General features: G+C 68.0%; 10 protein-coding genes. 9 read left to right on the top strand and 1 reads right to left on the bottom strand.

The annotated features are described in order from the left end of the window. Positions 1 to 1,987 (top strand): translation initiation factor IF-2 (gene infB, locus AC5RV2_RS09955; protein ID WP_494092190.1); only part of this gene is annotated, 1,987 nt, incomplete at its 5' end. A gap of 83 nt (positions 1,988 to 2,070) precedes the next feature. Then, the gene (gene rbfA, locus AC5RV2_RS09960; RefSeq protein ID WP_494092191.1) at positions 2,071 to 2,532 is read left to right on the top strand and encodes a 30S ribosome-binding factor RbfA; all 462 of its coding nucleotides are present in this window, start codon (positions 2,071 to 2,073) and stop codon (positions 2,530 to 2,532) included. A 111-nt stretch (positions 2,533 to 2,643) separates the two neighbouring features. Here the strand turns inward: rbfA and AC5RV2_RS09965 are convergent, their stop codons facing one another. Further along, positions 2,644 to 3,771, bottom strand: coding sequence for a ScyD/ScyE family protein (locus tag AC5RV2_RS09965; RefSeq protein WP_494092192.1), 1,128 nt, complete (start codon positions 3,769 to 3,771; stop codon positions 2,644 to 2,646). Between the two features lie 241 nt (positions 3,772 to 4,012). Here AC5RV2_RS09965 and truB point away from each other — a divergent pair, with 241 nt between their 5' ends. From truB to AC5RV2_RS10000, 7 genes are all read left to right on the top strand, one after another. Then, positions 4,013 to 4,921: a tRNA pseudouridine(55) synthase TruB gene (truB, locus tag AC5RV2_RS09970; protein WP_494092193.1), complete on the top strand. Its 909-nt coding sequence runs from the start codon at positions 4,013 to 4,015 to the stop codon at positions 4,919 to 4,921. Positions 4,922 to 4,923: 2 nt separating this feature from the next. Beyond that, positions 4,924 to 5,292 carry a hypothetical protein gene (locus AC5RV2_RS09975; protein ID WP_494092195.1) on the top strand — a complete coding sequence of 123 codons (369 nt, stop codon included), beginning with the start codon at positions 4,924 to 4,926 and terminating at the stop codon, positions 5,290 to 5,292. After that, the gene (locus tag AC5RV2_RS09980) at positions 5,289 to 5,762 is read left to right on the top strand and encodes a hypothetical protein (RefSeq protein ID WP_494067994.1); all 474 of its coding nucleotides are present in this window, start codon (positions 5,289 to 5,291) and stop codon (positions 5,760 to 5,762) included. The genes AC5RV2_RS09975 and AC5RV2_RS09980 overlap by 4 nt, the downstream gene beginning before the upstream one ends. A 62-nt stretch (positions 5,763 to 5,824) precedes the next feature. Continuing rightward, positions 5,825 to 6,799: a bifunctional riboflavin kinase/FAD synthetase gene (locus AC5RV2_RS09985; RefSeq protein WP_494092196.1), complete on the top strand. Its 975-nt coding sequence runs from the start codon at positions 5,825 to 5,827 to the stop codon at positions 6,797 to 6,799. Positions 6,800 to 6,962: 163 nt separating this feature from the next. Beyond that, entirely contained in the window at positions 6,963 to 7,232 is a 270-nt protein-coding gene (gene rpsO / locus AC5RV2_RS09990; RefSeq protein WP_493968104.1) for a 30S ribosomal protein S15, read from the top strand. 315 nt (positions 7,233 to 7,547) lie between these two features. Next, positions 7,548 to 9,791, top strand: coding sequence for a polyribonucleotide nucleotidyltransferase (locus tag AC5RV2_RS09995; RefSeq protein WP_494023859.1), 2,244 nt, complete (start codon positions 7,548 to 7,550; stop codon positions 9,789 to 9,791). Between the two features lie 2 nt (positions 9,792 to 9,793). Beyond that, the coding region (locus AC5RV2_RS10000) for a M16 family metallopeptidase (protein WP_494092194.1) at positions 9,794 to 11,104 on the top strand (1,311 nt) is incomplete at its 3' end.

Below are 11,104 nucleotides of genomic sequence, written 5' to 3' on the forward strand. Positions count from 1 at the left end.
AGGCCACCTTGCGCGGCATCATCGCCTGGATGATGACGCTGTCGAGGAAGGACAGGTGGTTCGGTGCCACAATCACCGGGCCGGCCGCGGCAAGCAGCGCAAGTCCAAGCGCGCCAAGCGCCAGGAACTGGAGCAGATGAGCGCACCGTCGCTGGGCGGCGTCTCGGTACCCCGCGGCGACGGCAGCACCGTTGTCCGGCTGCGCCGCGGCTCCTCCATCACCGACTTCGCCGACAAGATCGAGGCGAATCCGGCAGCGCTGGTGACCGTCCTGTTCCACCTCGGCGAGATGGCCACCGCCACGCAGTCGCTGGACGAGGACACCTTCGAGCTGCTGGGCGTTGAACTGGGCTACAAGATCCAGGTCGTCTCCCCGGAGGACGAAGAGCGCGAACTGCTTGACTCGTTCGACATCGACCTCGACGCCGAACTCGAGGCCGAGGGCGAAGCCGACCTCGAGCGGCGCCCCGCCGTCGTGACGGTCATGGGCCACGTGGACCACGGTAAGACCCGCCTGCTGGACGCCATCCGCAACACCCGGGTGGGCGAAGGCGAACACGGCGGCATTACCCAGCACATCGGCGCCTACCAGATCGACTTCCAGCACGATGACCGGGACCGGAAGATCACCTTCATCGACACCCCGGGCCACGAGGCGTTCACCGCCATGCGTGCCCGTGGCGCGAAGGTCACCGACATCGCCATCCTGGTGGTGGCCGCGGACGACGGCGTCATGCCGCAGACCGTGGAAGCGCTGAACCACGCGCAGGCTGCCGGCGTGCCCATCGTCGTCGCCGTGAACAAGATCGACAAGGAAGGCGCCAACCCGGAGAAGATCCGCGGCCAGCTGACCGAGTACGGCCTGGTTCCGGAGGAGTACGGCGGCGACACCATGTTCGTGGACGTCTCGGCACGCGAGGGCCTGCACATCGAGGATCTCCTCTCGGCCGTGCTGCTGACCGCCGACGCGGCGCTGGACCTGCGGGCCAACCCGAACAAGGACGCCCGCGGCATCGCGATCGAGGCGAACCTGGACAAGGGCCGCGGCGCCGTGGCGACCGTACTGGTCCAGTCCGGAACGCTGCGGGTGGGCGACGCCATCGTCACCGGCAGCGCGCACGGCCGCGTCCGTGCCATGTTCGATGAAGACGGCGCATCCGTCACCGAGGCCGAACCGTCGCGTCCGGTCCAGGTGCTGGGTCTGTCCACCGTCCCGCGTGCCGGCGACACCTTCCTGGTGACCGACGACGAGCGGACCGCCCGCCAGATCGCCGAGAAGCGTGAAGCCGCGGACCGCAACGCAGCCCTGGCCAAGCGCCGCAAGCGCATCAGCCTCGAGGACTTCGACAAGGCCGTGGCCGAGGGCAAGGTCGACACCCTCAACCTCATCCTCAAGGGCGACGTGTCCGGTGCCGTGGAGGCGCTGGAAGACTCGCTGCTCAAGATCGATGTGGGCGAGGATGTCCAGCTGCGCGTTATCCACCGCGGTGTCGGTGCCATCACGCAGAACGACGTCAACCTGGCCACCGTGGACAACGCCATCATCATCGGCTTCAACGTCAAGCCGGCCGAGCGGGTGGCCGAACTGGCCGACCGCGAGGGCGTGGACATGCGCTTCTACTCGGTCATCTACGCGGCGATCGATGACATCGAGCTCGCGCTGAAGGGCATGCTGAAGCCGGAGTACGAAGAGGCACAGCTGGGCACGGCCGAGATCCGCGAGATCTTCCGTTCCTCCAAGTTCGGAAACATCGCCGGCTCCATCGTCCGCTCGGGCACGATCCGCCGCAACACCAAGGCGCGTGTCACCCGCGACGGCAAGATCATCGGCGAGAACCTCACCGTTGACTCGCTCAAGCGGTTCAAGGACGACGCGACCGAGGTCCGCGAAGGATTCGAATGTGGTATTGGACTTGGGTCGTTCAACGACCTCAAGGAAGGCGACATCATCGAGACCTTCGAAATGCGCGAAAAGCCGCGCGTCTAGCAGTCGGCCTGCAGCGGGCGTCCGGTGGCATCGCCGCCGGGCGCCCGCTGTTCCGCCATCAACACGAGAATTGAGGAGGGGTCATGGCAGACCCAGCACGCGCCGCCAAGATGGCCGACCGGATCAAAGTTGTGGTGGCCCAGGCGCTCGAGCGCCGGGTCAAGGATCCCCGCTTGGGATTTGTGACCATCACGGACGCCCGGGTGACCAACGACCTGCAGCACGCCACCGTCTACTACACGGTGTTCGGCGACGCCGAAGAGCAGGACGGCACCCGCAAGGCACTTGAGTCCGCCAAGGGCGTCCTGCGGGCGGAAGTGGGCCGGAACATCACCGCCCGGCTCACGCCCACGCTGGAGTTCGTCGCGGACGAGATCCCGGTGAACGCCAGCCACCTGGAGGAGCTGTTACGGGCCGCGAAGGCCAAGGACGCCGAGGTGGCGGCCCTGGCCGAAGGCGCCGCCTTCGCCGGCGACGAGGACCCGTACCGCAAGCCCGAAGACGAGGACGAGGACGACGCCGGCCCCGGAACGCGTCCGGAATAGCGGCTTCCGCGCCCACTAACGACCGCCGCGGCCCGACGGCCGTCGCACCAAAGGGTGGGCCGCCTGCTGTGCGCAGGCGGCCTACCCTTTTCCGGTATCGGCAGCCGCGGATCAGTGCAGCCGGATCTTGATGACCTCGCCGGCGGGCGGTGTCTTCCCGGTGAAGTCAGGCAGCGCATTCGTCGTCGCGTAGAGCCGGTCGCCGCGGATCTCCAGCGCACCCGGGGTGGTGGTCTCGAAGAACGTCCGCACCTTGTCGTGGCCCTTCTTCAGCACGGAGATCTTGTTGCCGAACATCTCGGCAATGTAGATGTCGCCGCGTGAGCTGACCGCCAGGTTGGTGGCGCCGGACAGGCCCCCCGCCAGCTGCACGACCTCCCCGGTGTGGGCATGGACCTTGAAGACGCGCCCCAGCGCGCCGATGCTCCCGTCTTCGGGACCGCCCGGCAGCGAGGTGACGTACAGCCAGCCGTGCCGGCCGAACTCCACGTCCGTGGGCACCGGCTCCAGGTAGTACTTCTGGCCGACCACGCAATCCGGCAGGCCCATGCCTGCCGCCAGGGCAGCGGTGACCCGGAAGGATGCCGGCGGCAGCACCGCTACAGTGCTGACCCGCTTGCTGTCCTTGTCGACCTTCAGGATGGCGTTGCCGCCGGCGTCGGCGACATAAATGCTGTGCCTGTTCGCGGCCGTGGCATAGGCGTTGGAGTCGACGTTGCCCTTGTACTTGGCCGGGATCCCCTCCGGAATCTTGTCCAGGCACTGCCGGTCCTCCACATGGCGGAAGCCGTAGGTGACGCGGCCGTCCGGGTTGTGCTTCTTCTCATACGCCGCCACGTCGGCGATCTTCTTCGGCGCGGCCTCGTCGTCGTGCAGGTCCAACGACTTGATCCACTGCACGTTCGGCAGCCCGTCCATGCCGCCGGCACCGGTGCCCTCGGAGAAGTAGAGCGTGTGCCTGTAAAGGGAGGCGGACGCGACCTGGGGGCCGCCGGAGCGGTACAAGACTTCGGGATCGCCCTGGCGCTTGATCCGGTTCAGGATGCCGGCGAAGTTCTGTGTTACGAACAGGCCGTGCCGGCCGGCCGCAAGACTCAGCGGCGATTGCAGCCCCTCGGCCAGCACGGTCGCCGACGGAGGCTCCGGGCTCTCCCGGTGGGCCGATGACGGCGCCAGTCCGGTGCCGAACGCAAGTCCGAGCGCCAGGGGAAGGGCGAGATACAGCGATGGTTTTTTCACGATGAAGCTCCTGAAGAGAGCCGCGGGGCACCCCGGACGGCACGCGGGCGGGCGGAGTGGCCGGAGAACAAGGGCAAGTGATGCCGAAGAGGCGACTGTGCCGCTGGCCTGCTGAGATCCCTGGGAGGCCGCATCGACGGCACGCAATGTGCTCAAAATATTGCAGCCCCCGGAGGCTGTCAACGATGCACGCTTTAAGCCCCGACCGGCCGTGTTCCCGGGACGCCATATACTGAAAGGCGTGACTTCTGGCCTGCTCCGTTCCGGATTGATACTCGTCGACAAGCCGCAGGGGTGGACCAGCCACGACGTTGTCGGGCGCATGCGCCGCCTGGCCGGAACGCGGAAGGTCGGCCACGCCGGCACCCTGGACCCCATGGCCACGGGCGTGCTGGTGGTCGGCGTCAATAAGGCCACCCGGCTGCTGACCTACATCGTCGGCGCCCCCAAGACGTATGATGCGACCATCCGGCTGGGCCAGTCGACGGTGACCGACGACGCCGAGGGCGACGTCACCGCGGAAACCATCGCCGCGGCGGTGACGGAACAGCAGATCAGGGACGGCGTCGCCGAACTGACCGGGGAGATCCTGCAGGTGCCGAGCAGCGTCTCGGCCATCAAGGTCAACGGCCAGCGGTCCTACGCGCGCGTGCGCGCCGGACAGGACGTGGTGTTGGCCGCCCGGCCGGTCACGATCCACAGGTTCGAGGTGCACGGCATCCGCCGCGGCCGCGGCGGGAAGGTGCAGGACGTGGACGTCACCGTCGAATGCTCGTCGGGCACCTACATCCGGGCCCTGGCCCGCGACCTCGGGCAGCGGCTGGGCGTCGGCGGGCACCTGACGGCCCTGCGCCGGACCCGTGTAGGTCCGTTCCGGATCGAAGACGCAGCCACGCTGGATGAACTGGCCGAGGACCTGCAGATGACGGGCCTGGACGAGGCCGCCCGGGTGCTGTTCCCGGTCCGGGAACTCAGCGCCACCGAGGCCGACGACGTCTCGCACGGCCGTCGCATTCCGGCCGGGGGAGCAGCCGGCGCGACGGCGGCGTTCGCCCCGGACGGATCGCTGGTGGCGCTGCTGGAAGATAACGATGCGCAAGCCAGGCCCCTGCTGGTGTTCGCACCGGGAAACGAGGCGGAAGCACAGTGATCATCGACGGTTTTTTCATCGCCGGCACGGTGGTCACCCTGCTTGCCGCCGTCGTCTGCGTGGTTGCCGCCGTCCTGAAACACGGTCCCAACGACGTCACGATTCTCTCGGTCGCCGCGGTGGAGCTGTTTCTGCTCGTCTACGGGGCGGCCGGTATCATCAGACAGGCTTCCGGTGAGCCCGTCAGCGGGGAAACCTGGGAATTCTGGGGCTATCTGATCACCGCCTTGCTGGTTCCGGTAGCAGCCTTCTGGTGGGCCATCATGGACCGCAGCCGTTGGAGCAACGTGGTGCTGGGGGCGGCGGGACTCACGGTCTTCGTGATGCTGGTGAGAATGGAACAAATTTGGGACGGAGCGATCGCCGTATGAAATCCGGCCAGGAACAACAACGGGCCAGGCACACCCGGGACGTGAACGCCGCCGCCGGCCGCGCCACCGGTCCCGGGCGGCTCCTGGTGGCGGTCTACGGGGTCTTCGCGCTCTCCGCCACCGCCCGGGCTGGCTACCAGATAGCCACCAAGTTTTCGGAAGCGCCGGTGGCCTACCTGCTGTCCGCCTTCGCCGCCGTCGTGTACATCCTGGCGACCGTTACGCTGGCCAGGTCCGGCACCCGCTCCTACTGGCTGTCGGTGGCCGCCGTGAGCATCGAACTCGTGGGAGTCCTGGCCGTCGGGCTGCTGAGCGTGCTGGATCCCCAGCTGCTTCCGCAGGACACGGTGTGGTCCGGCTTCGGCAAGGGCTACGGATACATCCCCCTGCTGCTGCCGGTCATCGGCCTGTGGTGGCTGTGGCGGCACCGGCCGGCGGCGGGCCCGAAGCCCCCCGAAGGTCGTCCATAATGGAAGGGGTCCCGGCGACGGGGCCGCACCCGCTGAAGGCCCCGATCGACGAGGAGTTTACTGTGCACTACTGGAAAGACCTGGCCGACGTACCCCGCGGCTATGGTCCGTCAGTGGTGACACTGGGAAATTTCGACGGCGTCCACCGCGGCCACCAGCAGGTGCTGCGCCGCCTGGTGGAGACCGCTTCCGCCCGCGGGACGCGGGCGGTGGCGATTTCTTTCGATCCGCATCCTTCCCAGGTCCATCGACCGGACGCCGCCCCGCAGCTGATCATGGGACTGCAGGACCGGGTCGAGGCGCTGGAGGCCAGCGGCCTGGACGGGCTGCTGATGATGACCTACACGCTGGAACTGGCCGGCGAAACCCCTGAGGAGTTCGTCCGCAAAGTCTTCGTGGAGACCCTCGGCGCCACCGCCGTCGTGATCGGCCATGACACCCGGTTCGGGAAGAACAACGCCGGCGACCTGAACACCATGCAGGAACTGGGCCGGCAGTTCGGCTTCACCGTCGAGGTCGTCGACGAATATGAGACCGATGCGGACCTCGACGCCGCCGGCGGCGGCCGCCGCTACTCGTCGTCCTGGGTCCGGGAAGCCCTCGCCGCCGGAGATGTCGCCACGGCGGCGGAGGTGCTCGGACGCCCCCACCGGATGCGCGGCGAAGTGGTGCACGGCGACGCCCGCGGCCGCGAACTGGGTTTTCCCACCGCGAACCTGTCCAAGCATGCAACGGGCATGATCCCCGGCGACGGCGTCTACGCCGGCTGGCTGGTGGACCAGCACGGCACCAGGTGGCCGGCCGCCATCTCGGTGGGCTCGAATCCGACCTTCGAGGGTGCCAGCCGCCGGGTCGAGGCGCACGTCATCGACCGGCCGCAGGAGGACACGGACGACTTCGATCTCTATGGGCAGCAGGTGGTGGTCGAGTTCGTGGAACGCCTGCGCGGCATGGTGGCCTACACCGGTCCCGAGGCCCTGATCGCGCAAATGCGCGACGACGTGGTGCGTACCCGAAGCCTGCTTTCGACAGACTAAGCCCGCAACAGGTAAACTGGCCGATGGATTCGGCTGCGGTCCGTGGCGGCTGTATCCCTCCGTGCTCTGCTGCCGGCAAGCCTCTGGCGGCCGGCGGAGACTGCGGAGCCCCCGGCAGCGAAGTGCTGACTCGGGCCTCACGGCACAACTTCTAGGAGTTACTGTGGCATTAGACGCCGCGCTCAAGCAGGAAATCATCAAGGAATACGCCACGCACGAGGGCGACACGGGTTCTCCCGAGGTTCAGATCGCTGTTCTGTCCCGTCGCATCTCCGACCTGACGGAACACCTGAAGATGCACAAGCACGACCACCACACCCGCCGGGGCCTCATGGCACTGGTCGGCCGCCGTCGTCGCATGCTCACCTACCTGCGTGACACCGACATCACGCGCTACCGTTCGCTCATCGAGCGCCTCGGCCTGCGCCGCTAGTCAGTGACGGAGGCGGCTCTTCCGTCCACTGCCAAAGGGGACAGGAGAGCCGCCTTTTTCCTACCGCGCCGGTTTGCGGCGCGGCAGGAGCACGGCCGCCGGGAGACCGCCGGCCGACAACTACATCAACTGGAGACTTTCGGTATCGCGGCATTCGCGGTCCTCGGTAGTGGCTTCCGGGACGCCCCTTGGGGGCTTGCCCGTAGGTCTCGATCGAAGACCGGGTGGCGTACAGGCAGGCTGGCCGTGAAACGGCCTCGCAGGTTTGGGCAGATACCGGCAGCCTCCGCACTCGAAGAAACGGAGGTGACTCTCTTGGAGGGTCCCGAAATTCAGTACTCAGAAGCTGTCATCGACAACGGCCGGTTCGGCCAGCGCGTGGTCCGGTTCGAAACCGGCCGCGTGGCCCAGCAGGCGGCCGGCTCGGCGATGGTCTACATCGACGAAGACACCGCGCTGCTCTCCGCCACCACGGCGGGCAAGTCCCCGCGCGAAGGCTTCGACTTCTTCCCGCTGACCGTCGACGTGGAAGAGCGGATGTACGCCGCCGGCCGCATCCCGGGCTCGTTCTTCCGCCGCGAAGGCCGCCCGTCCACCGAAGCGATCCTGGCCTGCCGCCTGATGGACCGCCCGCTGCGCCCCGCCTTCGTCAAGGGGCTGCGCAACGAGGTCCAGGTAGTGGTGACCGTGTTGGCCATCAATCCCGACGTCATGTACGACGTCGTCGCGATCAACGCCTCCTCCATGTCCACCCAGCTGAGCGGCCTGCCGTTCTCCGGCCCGATCGGCGGCGTCCGCGTGGCGCTCGTGGACGGCCAGTGGGTGGCCTTCCCGAAGCACTCCGAACTGGAGCGCGCCGTGTTCAGCATGGTGGTGGCCGGGCGCATCGCCGCCGGCAACGACATCGCCATCATGATGGTCGAGGCTGAGGCCACCGACAACGCCTGGAACCTGATCAAGGAAGAGGGCGCCACCGCGCCCACCGAAGAGGTCGTGGCCGAGGGCCTCGAGGCCGCCAAGCCGTTCATCCGGGCGCTGTGCGAGGCCCAGTCCGACCTGGCCGCCCGCGCGGCCAAGCCGACGGTCGAATTCCCGATCTTCAAGGACTACGAGGACGATGCCTTCGCCGCTGTGGAGTCCGCCGCAGCTGCCAAGCTGACGGAAATCTTCTCGATCGGCGACAAGCAGCAGCGCAACGAGGCCGCAGACGCCTTCAAGGCCGAGATCCTGGCGCAGCTGGCCGGCACCGAAACGGCGGAATTCGCCGGTCGCGAGAAGGAAATTTCCGCGGCCTTCAACGCCGTGACCAAGAAGGTTGTCCGCCAGCGGATCCTCACCGAGCAGGTGCGCATCGACGGCCGCGGGCTGAGCGACATCCGCAAGCTGACGGCCGAGGTCGAGGTCCTGCCCCGCGTCCACGGCTCGGCCATCTTCGAGCGCGGCGAAACCCAGATCCTGGGCGTCACCACGCTGAACATGCTGAAGATGGAACAGCAGATCGATTCGCTGTCGCCGGTGACGCGCAAGCGCTACATGCACAACTACAACTTCCCGCCGTACTCCACCGGTGAGACCGGCCGCGTGGGCTCGCCCAAGCGCCGCGAAATCGGCCACGGCGCGCTGGCCGAGCGCGCCCTGGTGCCGGTGCTGCCGTCGCGTGAAGAGTTCCCGTACGCCATCCGCCAGGTCTCCGAGGCGCTGAGCTCCAACGGCTCCACCTCCATGGGCTCGGTCTGCGCCTCCACCCTGTCCCTGCTCAACGCCGGCGTGCCGCTGAAGGCCCCGGTGGCCGGCATCGCCATGGGACTTGTCTCCGACCAGGTCGACGGTGAAACCCGCTACGCGGCGCTCACCGACATCCTGGGCGCCGAGGATGCCATGGGCGACATGGACTTCAAGGTCGCCGGTACCTCGGAGTTCGTTACCGCCATCCAGCTCGACACCAAGCTCGACGGCATCCCGGCGTCCGTGCTGGCCGCCGCCCTGAAGCAGGCCCGCGAGGCACGGCTTCACATCCTCGGCGTGATCAATGCCGCGATCGACCAGCCGGACGAAATGAGCGAATTCGCCCCGCGGATCATCTCGGTCAAGATCCCGGTGGACAAGATCGGCGAGGTCATCGGCCCCAAGGGCAAGATGATCAACCAGATCCAGGAAGACACCGGCGCGGACATCTCCATCGAGGACGACGGCACCGTGCTGATCGGCGCGACCGACGGTGCGGCCGCCGAAGCCGCCCGCGCCGCCGTCAACGCGATCGCCAACCCGCAGATCCCCGAGGTGGGCGAGCGCTACCTGGGCACGGTCGTGAAGACCACCACCTTCGGTGCCTTCGTGTCGCTGACCCCGGGCAAGGACGGCCTGCTGCACATCTCCGAGCTGCGCAAGCTGGCCGGCGGCAAGCGCGTGGACAACGTCGACGACGTGGTGTCGGTGGGCCAGAAGGTCCAGGTCGAGATCACCAAGATCGACGACCGCGGCAAGCTGTCCCTCGCCCCCGTGGTGGCCGAGGACGCGGCAGCCGACGAGGCGTCGGCCGAAGAGGCCGTGGCCGAGTAAGCATGACCGTCGTCGCCCTGCCGCTGGTCGGCAGCATGCAGCATGCCGACGCCACCGAGCTCGGCGGGTCGGACCCCACACTGGTCCACGGCGAACCGGGCGGCGCCATCGTGCGCCGCTCGGTGCTGCCCGGGGGAGTGCGGGTGCTGACCGAAGCGATGCCCGGCCAGCGGTCGGCGACGATCGGATTCTGGGTTGGTGTTGGCTCGCGGGATGAAGCCGCGGGCCAACACGGCTCGACCCACTTTCTGGAGCATCTGCTCTTCAAGGGCACCAGGCGCCGGACGGCGCTGGACATCGCCTCCGCCTTCGACGAGGCCGGCGGCGAATCCAATGCGGCCACGGCCAAGGAAAGCACGTGCTACTACGCCCGCGTCCTGGATTCGGACCTGCCGATGGCCATCGACGTGATCGCCGACATGATCACCTCCGCGGTCCTTGACCCGCAGGAGCTGGAGCAGGAACGCGGAGTCATCCTCGAAGAGATCGCCATGGACAATGACGATCCCGCGGACGTGTGCCACGAAAAATTTGTTGAGGCGGTGCTCGGCGGGCACCCACTGGGCCGGCCGATCGGCGGGACGCCGGAGGCGATCAAGGCGGTCGCCCGCGACTCGGTCTGGGCCCACTACCAGCGCTACTACCGGCCCGACGAGCTGGTGGTCACCGCTGCCGGCGGACTGGACCACGACGCGGTGTGTGCTCAGGTGCTCGCCGCCCTGGAGTCGGCCGGCTGGCACCTCGAGGCCGGTGCGGTCCCGGTGCCGAGGCGGGAGACGGCGGCCGCGGCCATCGCCCCCGTCGCCGGCACCTACGTGCACCGCCGCCCGGTCGAGCAGGCCAACATCGTTATGGGCTGCCCGTCCATCAACGCCACCGACGAGCGCCGCTTCGTCATGAGCGTGCTCAATGCCGTGCTGGGCGGGGGCATGTCCTCCCGGCTCTTCCAGGAGATCCGGGAGAAACGGGGCCTGGCCTACGCCACCTATTCGTTCTCCGGCGCCTACGCCGATGCGGGCTACTTCGGCATGTATGCCGGTTGTTCGCCGGCCAAGACCGGCCAGGTCATCGACCTGCTCGGGGCCGAACTCGACCGGCTGGCGGCCGACGGCATTTCCGCCGACGAGCTGCGCCGGGCCGTCGGCCAGCTTTCCGGCGGCATCGTGATGGCCCTGGAAGACAGCGGTTCCCGGATGTCGCGGCTGGGCCGGGCCGAACTGGTGTCGGGGGAGTTCCTGGACATCGACGAGTCGCTCGCCCGGATCGAGGCCGTGACCGCCGAGCAGGTCCGGGAGCTCGCCGGCGAGCTGGCC

It is taken from the genome of Arthrobacter sp. Y3225116 (assembly GCF_059091245.1).